This window comes from Caproiciproducens sp. LBM24188 (assembly GCF_054130445.1).
Genome location: NZ_CP196862.1, coordinates 179,308 through 195,698 on the forward strand (window position 1 = coordinate 179,308; position 16,391 = coordinate 195,698).

A 16,391-nucleotide genomic window follows, 5' to 3' on the forward strand; every position below is an offset into this window, starting at 1 on the left:
GTGACTGGATAAAATTTAAATCTCTATATATTGTATGATAGTATTGACAACAGCAGGCCCTTGAAGTAAAATGATAAATACTTTCAAGCACGGGATGATTCTTGCCGGTAATTTTTTGGCCCATCATTTGCGTCGTGCAAATTGAATTGATATAAAAACTGCAGATTTTCTCTCAACCCCGCGTTCGGACCGTTTGAACGCGGTGTCTTGTTGTTCTGCAGGAATAAAGGGAAGGATGTTCGAAATGGCAGTAAAAATTCAAAAACGGAACGGTGTTGTGGTGGCGTTTGACGCGGGGAAAATCCGCAACGCCATCAGCAAGGCCAATCAAGCCGTGCAGGATGAATCCATGCCGGATTCCGTGCTGGACGACCTGACCGCCCGCATTGCTTCCAGCTTCGGTGATGACTGCGTTCCCACCGTGGAACAGGTACAGGATGTGGTGGAGGAAAAGCTGATTCAGGCAGACTATGCCAAAACTGCAAAGGCCTATATCCTTTACCGCGCCGAACACGCAAAAATCCGCCAGGCAGAAGGCGACCTGATGGACATCTATAAGGAACTGACGTTCCGGGATGCCCGTGATGTGGACATTAAACGCGAAAACGCGAACATCGATGCGGACACCGCCATGGGCACCATGCTGAAATACGGCTCCGAAGGTTCCAAGTATTTCTGCAACAACTACGTTCTGCCCAAGGACATTGCCGCGGCGCACATGAACGGCGACATCCATATTCACGACGAAGACTTTTACATGCTGACGGAAACCTGCTGCCAGATTGACCTGATTAAGCTATTCCACAACGGCTTTTGCACTGGGCACGGCGCGCTGCGCGAACCGAACGACATTCGTTCCTATGCGGCGCTGGCCTGCATCGCCATTCAGGCAAACCAAAACGAGATGCACGGCGGCCAGGCAATTCCGAATTTCGATTATTCCATGGCACCCGGCGTTGCCAAAACCTTTGAAAAATCTTACTATCAGGCGTTTTCCCAGTTCTTCCAGGTTAGCCGGGAGATGAGCGAGGAAGATGCCGACGCACTGGTGAAGGCCATTCGCTCCGACATCCCGCAGCACATTACTCTTGGCAACGCAGAGGAATTTGGAAAAGCGGTCGTAGCTTTCCTGCCGGAATATCAGCGCAAAAACGGTCTTCCGGAAATTACCGCACAGGAAGCAGAGCGCGCGCACCGTTACGCCGTGAAAACCGGCACCACCAACACGGACAAAGCCACCTATCAGGCCATGGAAGCGCTGGTACATAACCTGAACACCATGAACTCCCGCGCGGGTGCGCAGGTTCCGTTCTCCTCCATCAATTATGGCACAGATACCTCCCCGGAAGCACGCATGGTCATCCGCAACCTGTTGGAAGCGACCTCTGCGGGTTTGGGCGACGGCGAAACACCGATTTTCCCGGTTCAGATTTTCAAGGTGAAGGAAGGCATCAATTACAACGAGGGCGATCCGAACTACGACCTGTTTAAATTGGCCTGCAAAGTCAGCGCGAAGCGCCTGTTTCCGAACTTCTCTTTCTTGGACGCGCCGTTTAACCTTCAGTATTATAAAGAGGGCGACTACAATACCGAAGTGGCCTACATGGGCTGCCGCACCCGCGTAATGGGCAACGTGCACGACAAGACCAAGGAAGTCACCTGTGGGCGCGGAAACCTGAGTTTTACCTCGGTGAACCTGCCGCGCATTGCCATTGAGGCAAAAGGCGACCTTAATAAATTCTACGAGCTTTTGGACAAGCGGATTGAAATCGTCATCCGCCAGCTGCTGCATCGCTTCAAAATTCAGTGCAGCAAAAAGGTTTACAATTATCCGTTCCTGATGGGGCAGGGCGTATGGATTGATTCCGAAAAGCTCGGCCCTAACGACAGCGTGGCAGAAGTGCTGAAACACGGCACGCTCAGCATGGGCTTTATCGGCTTGGCGGAAACGCTGAAAGCACTGACCGGCAAGCACCACGGCGAAAGCGAAGAAAGCCAGAAGCTGGGCCTTGAAATCATCTCCTATATGCGCCGTCGCATGGATGAGGAATCCGAAAAAACCGGCCTCAACTTTACGCTGCTCGCTACTCCGGCAGAGGGCCTTTCCGGCCGTTTTGTCCGCATGGACCAGAAAAAGTACGGCATTATCCCCGGCGTAACCGACCGGGAATATTACACCAATTCCTTCCATATTCCGGTGTACTTCCCGATTTCTGCCTTCCGGAAAATCAAGTTGGAAGCGCCTTATCATGCGCTGACCAACGCGGGGCACATCAGCTATGTAGAGCTGGACGGTGACCCGTCCAAGAACCTGGACGCGTTTGAAGCGGTGATCCGCTGCATGAAGGAAAGCGGAATCGGTTACGGCTCTGTCAACCACCCGGTGGACCGCGACCCGGTTTGCGGCTACAACGGCATTATCGACAACGAATGCCCAAAGTGCCACCGCCATGAAACCGAAGACGGCCCGAAATTCGAGCGCATCCGCAGAATTACCGGATATTTGGTGGGCACCATCGACCGGTGGAACAACGCGAAGCGTGCGGAAGAAAGGGATCGGGTAAAGCATGGGCTGTGAACTGCGCATCTGCGGGGTGGAACCGGAGTCCATTGTGGACGGAAAAGGGTTCCGGTACGTGATTTTTACACAGGGCTGCCCGCACCACTGCCCCGGATGCCACAATCCGCAGACGCATGACTTTCACGGAGGCCGGTTGGTAAACACCGACGATTTGTTCCGTGAAATCTGCGAAAATCCGCTGCTGAAGGGTGTCACGTTCAGCGGGGGGGAACCGTTCTGCCAGCCCGCCCCTTTGGCGGAGCTTGCCAAGCGCATCCACGAACGCGGGATGGATGTGACCGTTTATACCGGCTACCGGTACGAACAGCTTTTGGAGCGGGATGACCCCGCCATCGCTGCGCTGCTGCAGGAAGCCGACCTATTAGTCGACGGCCCGTTTCTGGAAGCGGAAAAGGATTTAACCCTGTTGTACCGCGGCAGCCGCAACCAACGTCTCATCGATATGAAACGCACGCGGGAAACGGGAAACATCGTGCTGGACGGCGAATAACCGGAACGTCTACAACCCCGATAACAAATAAATTCAAAACCGGCTGAAAAATTTGCCTGCGGGCCGTTGTTTGACCCACAGGCAAATTTTTCATAGAGAGGGTGCCGTGAGATGGAAATCCATCTTTCTTTCGGCATTCTCCTTTGGCGACTCTAAAATATTTGGCGAAATTTTGTAAATAATTCCATATGTGGTACGATATAATATATATACAATGTGCTGAAAGAATCCATATTTGACCGCAAGGATGTGCTTGCTATGCAAAAGTTTTACTCCGATATTAAAATAGACGTGGCCATGTTCGGTGAATTTTCCATCACCATTGACGGGCATCAGCTCACCAACCTGAAGGGGCGCACCAAGCGGGTATGGATGCTGATTCAATACTTGATTGCCAACCGGCATAAGGAACTGACGCTCGACAATATTGTGGAAGTTCTCTGGGAAGACAACGAATGCGGCGATCCGCTGAATGCGCTGAAAAACTTGATTTACCGCGCGCGTGCCCTGTTGAAAGAGCTTTCGGGCAATGACCGGCTGGAGTTTATCAAATACGAACACAACACATACGCCTGGAATAACAGCTTTGACTGTACGGTCGATTCCGAATTGTTCGAGCAGTACTGCAAGCAGGGAAGGGACATTTCAAACTCGGCCCACGTGCGGATTGAAAATATGAAAAAGGCGCTTGCCCTTTACAAGGGCGAGTTTCTGCCGAAATCCTCTTACAGCAGCTGGGTGGTATCCTCTGCCGCGTATTACTCTGCGCTTTACAACGAATGCGTAATCAAGCTGTGCGGCCTGCTGATTGAAGAACAGCGTTTTGCAGAAATTGTGGAAATCTGCGAAATTGCTTTAAAATATGCCCCGTTTGAAGAGGCCATTCATAAAATGCTGCTTTACGGCTACATCAGCATGGGGCAGCGCGGCCAGGCGCTGGACCACTATAACGAAGTGGTGGATTTGTTTTATCGGGAGCTTGGGGTGGACATTACGGATTCCCTCCGCCCGATTTACAAACAGCTGATTAACAGCATTAACCATATTGAAATCGACCTTTCTGTTATCAACAACGACCTGCGGGAAGCCGCGGCGGCGGAAGGCGCTTTCTACTGCGATTATGATGTATTTAAGTCGATTTACCGCGTGCAGGCGCGTACTATTCTGCGCACCGGGCAGTCCATTTACATTTTGCTGTTCACCCTGACCGACCCGGAGGGTGCAATTCCTCAGCCTGAAGTGGCCAAAGTTGCCGTCAGCCGCCTGAAGGACTCCATTCTTTACAGCCTTCGCAAAGGGGATGTGGTTTCCTCGTTCAGCGCAACACAGTTTATCGTCATGCTTCCGGTGATTACCTACGAAAATGCGCAGAAGGTCGCAGACCGCATTCTTCAAAAATTCCATTTTTCCTACCGCAAGGATAATGTAACGGTCAGCGTCCGAATTAACCCGGTTGATTCGGTCATATAAAAGAGTCATCCGCTTCGGCGGATGGCTTTTTTCGCGGCGTTTCTATTTATGATACGTGCCCGCCTGCGGCGGGCACGTTTTTTTAATTTAAGGTGTTCTACTCTTTGTAGTTTTCCACAGGATTTTTAAATTCTGTGGAAAAAGGCGTGCCGTATGAGTTTTCTCTCTTTACGGTACGCCTTTTTCGAAAGCAGGAGGATATTTGGAACAATTTATTCATTTTTTCCGAGAAATTCCGGTTTGTATTTGGAGTATAGAATCCGTTGGCGGCTGTAAAGCCCAGTGTACCCAGACAGCATGTAGCTGACCGCCGCGGCCAGTAAATAATACGGTGCGCCCTGCGCGCCGAACAGTTCTACCCCCAACAGAATTGCAGTAAGCGGACAGTTGGTTACGCCGCAGAATACGGAAATTAACCCGAGCGCTGCGCCGAATGCGGGGCTCAGGCCAAGGAGAGAAGCCGCGGTGCAGCCAAAGGTTGCGCCCACAAAAAAGCCGGGGACAATTTCTCCGCCCTTAAACCCGGCACCTATGGTCAGCGCGGTGAAAATCAGCTTTAAAACAAATGCTTCCGGGCGGGCATTCCCTTTCAGCGCGGCGGAGATCACATCCATGCCCGCGCCGAGATACTCCCTTCCCACGGCAAGGGACAATAGCAGCACCAGTGCGCCGCCCACAGCTGCCCGCAGGTAGGGATTCGCCAGCCAGCGGCGGTACAGCTTGCCGGTTCCCCGCAGGGTCCAGCAATACAGAACGCTCAGGGCCGAGCACAGCGCGGCAAGCAGGATAATCAGCAGCATTGCGGAAACGGAAAGGGACGGGATCCCGGCAATTGGATAAACCTCCGGCGCAATCCCCAGGCTGCGCGCAAGGAATACCGCAAGCAGGGAAGCTACCGCGCAGGGAACCAGTGCGGCATAATACATCACACCCACGCTGGTAACCTCCATGGCAAATACGGCGGAGGTAATAGGCGTTCCGAACAACGCAGCAAACGCAGCGCTCATGCCGCACATTGTGATAATGTGAAGGTCTTTTTCATCCAGTTTCAGTACACGGCCGATAGAAAACCCTAAGCTGCCGCCCATTTGAAGCGCAGCGCCTTCGCGGCCGGCGGAACCGCCGAACAGGTGTGTAATCACGGTTGAAATAAAAATCAACGGCGCCATCCGGAACGGCAAGGGGGACGGGGAACGCACAGCCAGCAGCACCAAATCCGTTCCCTGTGGTTTTTTTACGCCGCATACACGGTAAAGGAACACCTCCATCAAACCGGCAATTGGCAGCAGCCAGACTAGCCACAGCGTGGTTTTGCGCAGCGACGTGGCAAGGTTAATGCAATAAAGGAATCCCGTTCCAACCAAACCCACCACGGTTCCGGTCAGCACCGCGATGAAAAGCCACTTGAAAAAAGCGTATGGCGCCTGCGTCCAACCAATCACTTTTTCCTTGTTTAATTTATTCTCTTTCCAAAAAGGGTGGAACACCGTATCCATCTCCAAATCGGCATCCGGTTAAAAAACGCCGGTACCTTGCCGGGGCAATGTACAAGCGTTAAAACAATCAATCGAATGCCTTGAAATTCTTTTCATTCATTTCTTTTCCATTATACTTCATCCCAAGGAGGAATGAAATTGACGGAATCTGTAAATTTCAGCAGGATCCGTTCTGAAAAAATGGGAAATGCGGCAAGCAAAAGCGCTGCAAAATGCAGAAAACACATTTTGCAGCGCTTGTATTAATCCGGTCAATGCAAAGCCGGAATTATTTAATTCCTGCCAGCTGACGGTAATCATACATCACTTTATCCAGGTCGGGAGAAGTGATATTTCCGATTACCTCGCCGTTCATCACAACCGTGTAACGGCGGTCGCCGTTTTTAAAGAATTCGATTTTATCCGTGGACGTTTTGTCAAAATAATGGTATTCCACCGCATAATTCGGGGTGCCGGTCGGCTTGGTGCTGTTTTGCTCCAGCAGCTCAATGCTGATCAGCTCCTGATAAAACTTCTTGTAGTCGTTTTCGTAGTCAATGGATTTGCCCGCGTTCGCCATCACCTTGTAGGTGTACTGCGCTTTATCCTCGGTCGATTTGGATTCATCCTTAGTCCGTTCCACATTCAGTGCTGTGGTGGAACCATTCTGCGTAAAGGAAATGGATTTCACCGTTTCAATGTTGGGCAGGTAAATCAGCTTCGACCGCATCGAAAACGCATCGGTCTGCGCCCAGGAACTTACGCTCTCCGCGAGAATGGAATAGACCACTTTGGTCTGGTCCACCATGAAGTAATAATTGCTGTCCTTTTTCGCGCCCAGCATAATCTTATGATTTTCCTTGTTCACGGTATATTCCACAATGGCCGAAGGCTGGTCCAGCCCATAGGTTTTCAAGTCGGCCTCGGTGGGATTCACTTTAACCACCGATTCAGCATTTACCGTAGCAAGGGCCCCCGTCAGCGTGGAATATTTGTTGCCGTCTACGTCTGCATTGATGGGAGAAGTAATGCGGTCCTTCGTGTCGGATTTCTGGATGATAATCGGCTGGGGATAATTTTTCCCGCTCAATTTAATCAGCGTAAATTCGTTGTCCTTATCTCCGTTCTGAATGCTCAGAACATCCTTGCTGATAAAATAAGTTTCATCCTCCAAAATGCCGCTGTCCACACTGACTACATACACATTATTGGAGTTCTCCCCGGCCATATAGTACGAGGAACTGTCGGTCGCGCAGACACTGCCGATCTTATAGTTGTAGCTGCTGCCGTCTTTGAACTTGACCTCTACCGTCGCCTGCGGATCCTTCAGCCCGAATTCTTCCGGATTGCTGACGGTGCCGAGGTTCTGCGTTGCCACCAGACTGAACCCGTTTCTAATAACGGATTCGGCGGCATAGGAGTCGATGGGAACATTGTCGAGGCCCTGGACGGTATAGGTGATGGTTTCGCTCTCCGAAGAAGCGGTGGAGGACCCGGAAGACGACGCGGTAGAAGAGGCCTTGGTCTTTTCTACATGCGGAATCAGCGTATAGCCGCCCTTTTTATTTTTGACCGTCATGGAAACAATGTCGCTGCTCTTCTTGGAAACCAAGTCCATGGTTGGGGTGGAGGAAGAAGACGGGGTTTCGGTCTGGCTCTGTCCACCCGTAAGTGACAGGGCGGCAACCGCGCCGCCCAGCACCACGATGCAAGATGCTACAATTACAAGGTTCCTTGTGCTGGTCTTCATATTACAGGTGCCTCCTCTTTCGGAACACAACAATGCCTGCAATGGCAATCAGCAAGGGGATTAAAATGGTGAACACGCCGACGCCAAGAATTTTGCTCGCCTGTGTACCCAGTGTAATATCGGCTACGTTGGTTTGCTGGGAGGTGGTTGTAATTTCGGTGTCGGTGTTGCTGGTTCCGGTTGCATATTTAGAAAGGTCAACCGCGTATTTCGCGTTTCCAAACGTGCTTGCACCCAAAATCTGAGCGTCGAACATACCGGTACTGCCCACCGCAATCACATTCGCTTTATAGGTCTTATCGCCGGAGGTTACGGTGTCCTGTGAAAGGACGATGGTATTGTAAGCCTTCTTTTCCGGCGTATCCGTTTCTTTGGTGTTGTTATCAATCAGATAGGTCGTGGTGTTCGACTTGGCAAGGGAGTGGGTAGATTTGGTACCCTTGTTCTGGAACAGAATCTCAATCGGGTTTGACTGCGGCGTAGAGAAATACCCATAGTCGGTGGATTTGCTGTTCAGTGTAATGTCGGTTCCCACGTTGGAAAGAATGTAGCTCGGGTCATTCGTATAATACTTGCTCTGGTCGCTTTCCACAATGTATGCCTGCGGAACCTGAATGCCCCATTCGGCCAGGAAGCTTGCCAGCTTCGGCATGGACTTCTGGCTGGGATGGAACGTAAGCAGCAGGGAACGGTCGCCTGCAAGTTTGGTGCTGCTCAGAAAATCATCCAGCTTCTTGATTTCCTCATCGGTGTAATCCGTGGTGGGGCATCCGATGACAATCAGCTGGGCTTTCTCCGGAATCTCATCCGTTAAAAGGTTGAAATCCTTGTTTTCAAAATTGTTGCTGGTCAAAAGCTGTTTATATGCCGAGGTATCCAACTGTTCGCCATGGCCGGTGTCGAACGCGACCACCGGAAGCGTGTCGGAAATTACGGTGTTCAAGCCGGAAGCAAGCGCACTGTCCACCATGGAATAGGTGTTGGTGCTGCCGTCTTGGCCGTACTGAACATCAAACAGTTCCGTATAGGTCAGCACACGGTGGCGTTTGCTGCTTTTAATCACAATATCGCCTGTGGTAAGGTTGTCGTCTTTATAGGTATTAGCGAACGTTGGGTTTTTCACCAAGTCAATGTACTCTACCTTGATGTTGGAGTTGCGTTCTGCCATTTTTGCGGCAAGCGTTCCAACCTGGCTGTACTGCAAGCCGTAACCGGCAAGAATCTGGTCGTTTCGGGTCTGTTCCTCCGTCGCCATAATCGAAATGGTCACCGGTTCCTTGACCTTGTCAACCACTTTGATCGCCTGCTCGGAAAGGGTGTTCATATTGTTCTTGGTCAGGTCAATGTTGATGGACGGGAAACGCTGGCCAAGGAGGCTGACGACGACGTTCAGCAGAATGATGACCACCAGGAATCCGGCGGTAAACGCGGTAGAAATACCGCCCCGCTTAAACTTTGTACTGGTAAAGTACTCCTTTACCGCACTTTTTTTCGGTTTGGACTCTTTTTCCTGCGCCGCAGGTTCCTTTGCGGCTTCCGCCTTTGCCTCTTCCGGTTTGGCGGTTTCCGCCGAGGCCGTATTTTCCTCCGGTGCCGTCTGTGCGGATGCCTCTTCGGGCTCCGTCTGATTAATCTGATCTTTATCATCCATATTTGTATTCATTCTTTCATTCCCCCCTTAGCTCCATCTTCTGCTTTCGAGCTTTCGGGCGGTCAGGAAAACAAAAACCGCGATCACGCTCAAAAAGAACACAAGGCTGGAAATATCGAACGTGCCTTTGGTAAAGGCAGAGTAACGCGAATTGAACGAAATCCACTGAATCAGCTTCTGCACTACCGGCGAGGTGACCAGGCTAGAAATCTGATCGATCACAAGCAGCAGAATGGAAACACCGAAGGTGGAAACCGCTGCAACCACCTGGCTCTGTGTCAGGGAAGAAAGAAACACGCCGATGGAAGCCATGGCAGCACCGTACAGCAGGGCCCCGAACAGGTTGCCGAAAATCAGCGGCCAGCTGGGGGATGAGAACAATCCAATTACCAGCACCGGCAACAGGCTTTCCAGGGTGGCAAAAGCAAACACCAGAAACGCTGCGAGGAATTTGCCCAACACAATCGAAGTGACCCCGACCGGCGCGGTCAAAAGCGCCTGATCCGTGCGGTTTTTGTTTTCCTCACTGAAGCTTCTCATGGTAACAATCGGAATAAACATCATGCTCCACATGAACATGGTACCGTAAACATTCGCAATATAAGAAGAGGAACGCAGCATCATGACCTGGTAAAAATAATAGCCGTAAAGCAGTACCAGAACGCCAACGCATACGTACCCGATGGGGGAGTAGAAATACGCTTTCAATTCCCGTTTCAGAATTGCTTTCATGCGGACTCTCCTCCTTTCATAGCGCCCTGAAGCGCCGCGTTGTCACGCAAATAAGACGCGCTGGTCAGGCGCAGGAAGACGTCTTCCAGCGAAAGGTCGGTATTGCGCATGGCCAGAATCGGCCAATCCTTCTTCGCAGCAAAATGGAATAAATCACGACGCAGGTCGGTGCCTTCGCGTGCTTCCACGGAAAGCTCATAAACGCCGGGTTCCTTTTCGCCAAAGCTTTCGACGCTTACTACGTTTTTCAGTGTTTTCAGCCCGGCCTTAATTTCCTTTTCATCGCCCGCCATGCGCACAATCACCTTATGCTCCGTGCTCAGATTATGGGCCAGGCTGTCCGGTGTACCGTCGGCCACCAGATTGCCCTTGTTGATGACTATAATTCGCTCGCATACCGCCTGAATTTCCGGCAGGATATGGGAGCTGAGGATAATGGTGTGTTTTTTGCCGAGCCCTTTAATCAGGTTGCGGATTTCAATAATCTGCTTCGGGTCCAAACCAACCGTGGGTTCGTCCAAAATCAGAACAGGAGGGTTGCCGAGCAGAGCCTGGGCAATGCCGACGCGCTGCTTGTAGCCCTTGGAAAGGTTTGCAATCAGCCGGTTGTATACGTCGTTAATACGCACCAGCGTGCAGATTTCCCGGATATGTTTTTCACGTGGAAGCGTGACCTTTTTCAGTTCATACATAAAGTTCAGGTACTCCCGAACCGTCATGTCGGGGTAAAGCGGCGGAATTTCCGGCATATAGCCGATTAAGCGCTTCACTTCATTGGGGTTGTCAAGTGTATTGTATCCCCCTACCGTTACCACGCCGGAACTTGCCGACAGATACCCTGTAATAATGTTCATTGTGGTCGATTTGCCGGCGCCGTTCGGTCCCAAAAAACCGACAACTGTGCCTTCATCCACAGAGAAACTGATATTGTTCAAAGCGACATTTTGACCATATCGCTTTGAGAGGTTCTTCACCTCAATCATCCTGCGTCCCTCCTGTATTTTAGCCGTTCTTTTCCGGCAGCCTGTCCGGCCGAAGCACAACATGACAACTTACCATGGGGCCACGGCCGAAAATATCCGCTTCAAAATAGAAAAATCCGCCCGGAAAGGCTTTTCTAAAGACCGCGCAAAGCCACCCGACGTGATTTTTTCGGATTGTTTTTCGGATCATGGAATATGCACAAAAAAGAACATAGCTTATTTCAAGTCTATTTTATTTTAACAATTTGATTTCCGTAAATTGTAAACTTTCTTTTAAGAATCCCACGGTTTTTTATAAATTTTAGGTGATGGTCTTGTGAACATGCCGGTCACCGCAATTTTTTTGCCGCTTCTTCCCGAAATTTCTGCTAAAATCCCAGAAAAAAACAAAACGGACGCCGCAAGAAATTTCCTTGGCGCCCGGAGATTTATTCCTTTTGATGGTCCGGCTCTTCCTGCCTGTTTTCGTTGATGTTGGGTTCCTTCGGCGGATTTTCCACCGTTTCCTGATTTTTAGTGGAAAACTTTTGCTGCTTTCGTTCCTTTGCGCGCTGAATGATCTCCAAAAGCACCGCAACAACAATGCCCGCGCAGAGGCCGATGGCGAGCCACGCATTTTCAGGGCTGGTAAAGGCAAAATAAGCTGCCGCTACCAAAAGAGCCAGATAAAACATCAGGCGTTTCCCATGTTCTTCCGACACTCCGAATTTTTTCAGCCATTTCACCGCCGGTCATCTCCCTGTTGAAATCAATCTTCAAACTTTGTATCGGCCTTGCCAAAGGAACCGCGCCGTTCAGATTTTCCCCTGCTCCAGAAGACGGGCCGTTTTTAAAATAAGAACCTGTGTTTTTGCATCAGTAATTTCATTATTCATAACCATATCCACGGCCTTTTTCACCGGGATGCGTTCCAACTGCAAAAATTCGTCTTCATCCGGGTCATCCGCCCCGAAAGAGGCGACCCGGCAGGCATACAGGTAGATAATTTCATTTCCGTAACCGGGGGAGGGGTACAGCTTTCCCATGTTCTGATAACCGGTTCCCGTAGTACCGGTTTCTTCGCGCTGTTCGCGTTTGATTGCCTCAAACGGGTCTTCGCCGGGTTCCAGCTTTCCGGCAGGCAGCTCCAACAGCGCCTCATGGTACGGGTAACGGTACTGACGCACAAAAAGCAGTTCGTTCTGTTCCGTCAGGGCCGCCACGCAGCATCCGCCGGGGTGGTCAATGCATTCGCGCGTGGAAATTTTCCCGTTCTGCAGTTCCACCTTATCCACATGGAACCGCAGCACACGGCCTTTGTAATATTCTTTCTCTTCCAGCGTTTTTTCCATGAACTCCATTGTTATTACTCCTCACGGATTGTTCTGAAATGTTTGTTTCCCATTTGGTGCGACCCTTTGTCCGATTTTCTGCGTCCATGAAAACCGCATGGTATTTGGACCTAACAAAGGCTTCGTGAATACAAATAAGAATCCACCTTATTTTTTATTCTCGCTGTAAGCGTAAGTATAGTTCTTGTCGTACTCATACAGCTCACGGTAAATCTGTGCAGCGCGGGTGCGGTAAAAATCCATCACCTGCGAGGCTGCGTTCACTTGTGCCATGCTGCCGCCGGTAGCCTGTTCTTCCTCGCTGATTTTTTTCAGCGCGTCCGACTTGCTGCTTTCCCACTTTTTCTGTTCCTCGGTGAGCTGTTTCGGCTTATCGCTGGAATCTGTTTTCATGTGGTTGGTCAATTCGGAATAGGCGTGGCCAATCTCCATCTGCCAGTAAACCGCGTATTTGTTAGAAACGTTGACCATATCCACGGTGGAAACCGCTTTTGCAGAGTCCTTGATATAGGCTTTATCAATGGGGTTCTGGGCAAATTTTTCATTGAATTCCTTATCGTCCGTCTGCACCGGAATGACCGGGCCATTCTGGGAAGTGGTCGGCTGGTTCGGAAGCGAAGACGATACTCCCGCCACGGAAGAGAGGGAAGAGGCGGATTCCGAAGCGGAAGTTCCGCTTTCCGGCGCGGAGCTGGGAGTACTTTGGCTGGAAACGACCGCACTGCTGCCTTCACCCTTATTCTGGTTAAACCCGCAGCCGGCCAACGCTGATGCTAAAATTGTGAGTACTAGTACTGTGCTGAGTATCTTTCCGCTTTTCATCCGTCAGTTCCTCCTTTATTCTTGTGTGGTTTCTTCCGTCTCGGTGGTTTCCTCCGCGTCCTCATCCGCTTCGGTTCCGGCATCTGCATCCGCGTCGCCTTCATCCGGCGGAAGCTCGTCTTGCTCTTCGCCTTCTTCATGGGCGGTGCGAGCCAGTGTGACTACTTTGCTGTCTTCGTTCAGGCGCATGAGCAGAACGCCCTTCGCCGGACGTGAGCATTCGCGGATGGAATCTGCCGGAATGCGGATGATGATGCCGTCGGAAGCAATCAAAATGATGTCATCGTCGCGGTTAACTACTTTGATGCCCGCAACGCATCCGTATTTTTCAACGTGATAATTCAGCAGGCCTTTGCCGCCTCTGGACTGAATGCGGTAATCGGAAATTGGGGAAAGCCTGCCGTAGCCGGTTTCGGAAACCGTCAGCACCAAGCCGCCCTCCCGCAGGGAGCTCATGCCCACTACGGTGTCGCCGTCTTTCAGGGTAATCGCCTTTACGCCGCGTGCCGTGCGGCCCATGGGGCGTACATCCGTTTCCGCAAACCGGATTGCCATGCCCAAGCGTGTGGCAATCAACAGTTCGGTCTTGCCGTCGGTCCGGCGCACCCAAGAAAGCTCGTCGCCTTCGTCCAAATCAATCGCGATGATGCCGCCCTTACGTGCGGTATCATAGGCGCTCAGGCTGGTACGCTTGATAACGCCGTTGCGGGTAACCATAACCAGATAGCTTTCCTCGTCGAATTCGGGTACGCGGATCATGGAGGTCACGCGCTCGTCCTGCGCAATGGGCAGCAGGTTGGCGATGTTCATGCCCTTGCTGGTACGGGAACCTTCCGGAATTTCATAGCATTTCAGCCGGTATACGCGGCCGTAGTTGGTAAAGAACAGGACGTAGTCGTGGCTGTTGATAACGAACATTTCGCTGGCCACATCTTCTTCCCGGCGTGCCATGCCGCTCACGCCGCGCCCGCCCCTGCGCTGGGTACGGTAGGTATCCGTCGGCTGGCGCTTTACATAGCCGAAGTTCGTCAGGGTCAACACGCACTCTTCCTGAGGAATCAAATCCTCAATGTCGACCTCTCCGCTGATGGCGGCAATTTCGGTACGGCGTTCATCGGTAAATTTGTTTTTCACCGCGATGGCTTCCTCTTTGACTATGGCAAGCACGCGGCCCTCGTTCGCTAGAATATCTTTAAAGTCAGCGATTTTCACGAGGAGGGCGGAAAGCTCATCCTCCAGCTTCTGCCGTTCCAATCCGGTCAAGCGGCCGAGCGGCATCTGCACAATCGCCTGCGTCTGCGGGTCATCCAGTCCGAAACGCTCGGTCAGGCGTTCCCTTGCGTTGGCAATGGAAGCAGAGGAACGGATAATCTGAATCACTTCGTCGATATGATCGACGGCAACTTTCAATCCTTCCAGAATATGCGCGCGTTCCTCTGCTTTTCTCAGGTCAAACTGAATGCGGCGGCGGACAACGCTTTCCTGGAAGTTGATGTATTCCTGAAGAATTTCTTTCAGCGTCAGTGTTTTCGGTTCCCCGTTCACAATGGCAAGCATGTTCACGCTGAAAGTCGTCTGCATCTGGGTATAAGAATACAACTGGTTCAAAATCACCTGCGGGGAAGCGTCGCGCTTTACCGTAATGACGATATGCATTCCCTGCCGGTCGGAGTGGTCCTCAATGTTGGAGATACCATCCAAACGCTTATCCTTGACCAGGTCGGCAATCGTTTCAATCAGGCGCGCCTTGTTCACCTGGTACGGCAGCTCAGTCACAATGATGTGGAAGCGGCCGTTCTTTTCCTCTTCAATTTCGGCACGGGCGCGCACGGTAATGCGGCCCCGGCCGGTTGCGTAAGCGGCGCGGATTCCGGAGCGGCCCATAATAATGGCCCCGGTCGGGAAGTCCGGCCCTTTAATGCTCTGCATCAGGTCATCCAGCGTGGCGTCCGGATGATCAATCAGGGTACACACCCCGTCGATGACTTCGCCCAGGTTATGCGGCGGAATATTGGTCGCCATACCCACGGCAATACCCGTGGAACCATTGACCAAAAGGTTCGGGAAATGGCTTGGCAGCACGGTGGGTTCTTTCAGGCGGTCGTCGTAGTTTGGCGTGAAATCCACCGTATCCTTGTCGATGTCCGCCAGCATTTCCACGGCAATCTTGCTCATGCGGGCCTCGGTATAACGGTAGGCAGCCGGCGGGTCGCCGTCCACGGAACCGAAGTTGCCGTGCCCGTCCACCAGCATATAACGCATGGAAAAATCCTGTGCCAAACGCACCAACGCATCGTAAACGGAGGCGTCGCCGTGCGGATGGTACCGGCCCAGCACGGAACCGACGGTGTCAGCGCATTTGCGGTATGGCTTGTCCGGCGAAAGTCCGTTTTCAAACATGGTGTAAAGAATTCTTCTGTGTACCGGCTTCAAGCCGTCGCGCACATCCGGCAACGCGCGCGACACAATAACGGACATGGAGTACTCTAGAAAGGATTTTTTCATCTCCTTTTCCAGATCCACGTTAATTATTTTTTCCTCAAATTGTTCATCCATTAGTGGGCACCTTCCTGATGATATTTTTCCTTCAGCTTCTTTTTCAGGACGGCCCGAACCTGTTCGCACTCGTCCTCGCTCATCGACCGTTTCGGAACAAACTTTACTTCGTCGATTCCGGTGTATAAAAGAAATACCTTGGCGTCTTCATAGGCGCTGTTCAGAAATTCATAGGGAATATCCGCCCGGTAGCGGTCGGTGGAAATCTGTACGGATTGTTCCCCGAACCCGGCGTTTTGGGCAGTAAACCGTTCCCGGTTCGCTTCGTAATAAGCAAATGCGCGCCAGCGCGCAAAGGAATGGATCATAACATCGCAGAACACCCCAACCAGCACACCGGCCACGGCAATTAGGGTGTAAAGCACATTTTGGGTAAATCCGGCGCTGAAGAACGCACGCAGCACCAGCGCGGCAAACACAATCGCACAGCCTGCGCCGCGCAGTCCGTTCAGCAAACCCTTTTTCATGCATGCCTTGGCCGCCGCGGTTTTAAAATCGGCGTAATCCGATTTGGTTACCAAAAAACTGACGGAAACGGAATTTTCCAACA

At 51.6% G+C, this 16,391-nt stretch carries 13 protein-coding genes; 3 read left to right on the forward strand and 10 right to left on the reverse strand.

The genetic code is table 11. The annotated features are described in order from the left end of the window. Positions 1 to 244 precede the first annotated feature (244 nt). The 3 genes from ACSVDI_RS00785 to ACSVDI_RS00795 all read left to right on the forward strand — a co-directional run bounded on the left by ACSVDI_RS00785 (position 245) and on the right by ACSVDI_RS00795 (position 4,541). The gene (locus tag ACSVDI_RS00785; protein WP_457944013.1) at positions 245 to 2,578 is read left to right on the forward strand and encodes an anaerobic ribonucleoside triphosphate reductase; all 2,334 of its coding nucleotides are present in this window, start codon (positions 245 to 247) and stop codon (positions 2,576 to 2,578) included. Further along, a complete protein-coding gene (gene nrdG, locus ACSVDI_RS00790) occupies positions 2,568 to 3,071 on the forward strand; it encodes an anaerobic ribonucleoside-triphosphate reductase activating protein (protein WP_457944014.1) in 504 nt (167 codons plus the stop codon). Before ACSVDI_RS00785 ends, nrdG begins: the two co-directional genes overlap by 11 nt. 258 nt (positions 3,072 to 3,329) lie before the next feature. Beyond that, complete coding sequence (locus ACSVDI_RS00795) at positions 3,330 to 4,541, forward strand: BTAD domain-containing putative transcriptional regulator (RefSeq protein ID WP_457944015.1); 1,212 nt, start codon at positions 3,330 to 3,332, stop codon at positions 4,539 to 4,541. A gap of 212 nt (positions 4,542 to 4,753) precedes the next feature. On the opposite strand, the gene ACSVDI_RS00800 is transcribed toward ACSVDI_RS00795, so the two are convergent. From ACSVDI_RS00800 to ACSVDI_RS00845, 10 genes are all read right to left on the reverse strand, one after another. Further along, positions 4,754 to 6,037, reverse strand: a complete 1,284-nt coding sequence (locus ACSVDI_RS00800; protein WP_457945656.1) for a chloride channel protein — start codon at positions 6,035 to 6,037, stop codon at positions 4,754 to 4,756. Positions 6,038 to 6,305: 268 nt separating this feature from the next. After that, entirely contained in the window at positions 6,306 to 7,766 is a 1,461-nt protein-coding gene (locus tag ACSVDI_RS00805) for a DUF4340 domain-containing protein (protein WP_457944017.1), read from the reverse strand. A gap of 1 nt (position 7,767) precedes the next feature. Beyond that, on the reverse strand, positions 7,768 to 9,429 hold the full coding sequence (locus ACSVDI_RS00810) for a Gldg family protein (protein ID WP_457944018.1): 1,662 nt from the start codon (positions 9,427 to 9,429) through the stop codon (positions 7,768 to 7,770). A gap of 15 nt (positions 9,430 to 9,444) precedes the next feature. After that, positions 9,445 to 10,149 carry an ABC transporter permease gene (locus ACSVDI_RS00815; RefSeq protein ID WP_457944020.1) on the reverse strand — a complete coding sequence of 235 codons (705 nt, stop codon included), beginning with the start codon at positions 10,147 to 10,149 and terminating at the stop codon, positions 9,445 to 9,447. Continuing rightward, positions 10,146 to 11,132, reverse strand: a complete 987-nt coding sequence (locus ACSVDI_RS00820; protein ID WP_457944022.1) for an ABC transporter ATP-binding protein — start codon at positions 11,130 to 11,132, stop codon at positions 10,146 to 10,148. The genes ACSVDI_RS00815 and ACSVDI_RS00820 overlap by 4 nt, the downstream gene beginning before the upstream one ends. 428 nt (positions 11,133 to 11,560) lie before the next feature. Continuing rightward, the gene (locus tag ACSVDI_RS00825; protein ID WP_457944024.1) at positions 11,561 to 11,857 is read right to left on the reverse strand and encodes a hypothetical protein; all 297 of its coding nucleotides are present in this window, start codon (positions 11,855 to 11,857) and stop codon (positions 11,561 to 11,563) included. A gap of 69 nt (positions 11,858 to 11,926) precedes the next feature. After that, entirely contained in the window at positions 11,927 to 12,472 is a 546-nt protein-coding gene (locus ACSVDI_RS00830) for an NUDIX hydrolase (protein WP_457944026.1), read from the reverse strand. A 138-nt stretch (positions 12,473 to 12,610) separates the two neighbouring features. Further along, positions 12,611 to 13,285 (reverse strand): lysozyme inhibitor LprI family protein, encoded by a 675-nt coding sequence (locus ACSVDI_RS00835; protein WP_457944028.1) that lies wholly within the window; start codon positions 13,283 to 13,285, stop codon positions 12,611 to 12,613. 15 nt (positions 13,286 to 13,300) lie between these two features. Next, the gene (gene gyrA, locus ACSVDI_RS00840) at positions 13,301 to 15,841 is read right to left on the reverse strand and encodes a DNA gyrase subunit A (protein WP_457944030.1); all 2,541 of its coding nucleotides are present in this window, start codon (positions 15,839 to 15,841) and stop codon (positions 13,301 to 13,303) included. Beyond that, positions 15,841 to 16,389 (reverse strand): YcxB family protein, encoded by a 549-nt coding sequence (locus tag ACSVDI_RS00845; RefSeq protein ID WP_457944031.1) that lies wholly within the window; start codon positions 16,387 to 16,389, stop codon positions 15,841 to 15,843. The genes gyrA and ACSVDI_RS00845 overlap by 1 nt, the downstream gene beginning before the upstream one ends. Between the last annotated feature and the right edge of the window lie 2 nt (positions 16,390 to 16,391).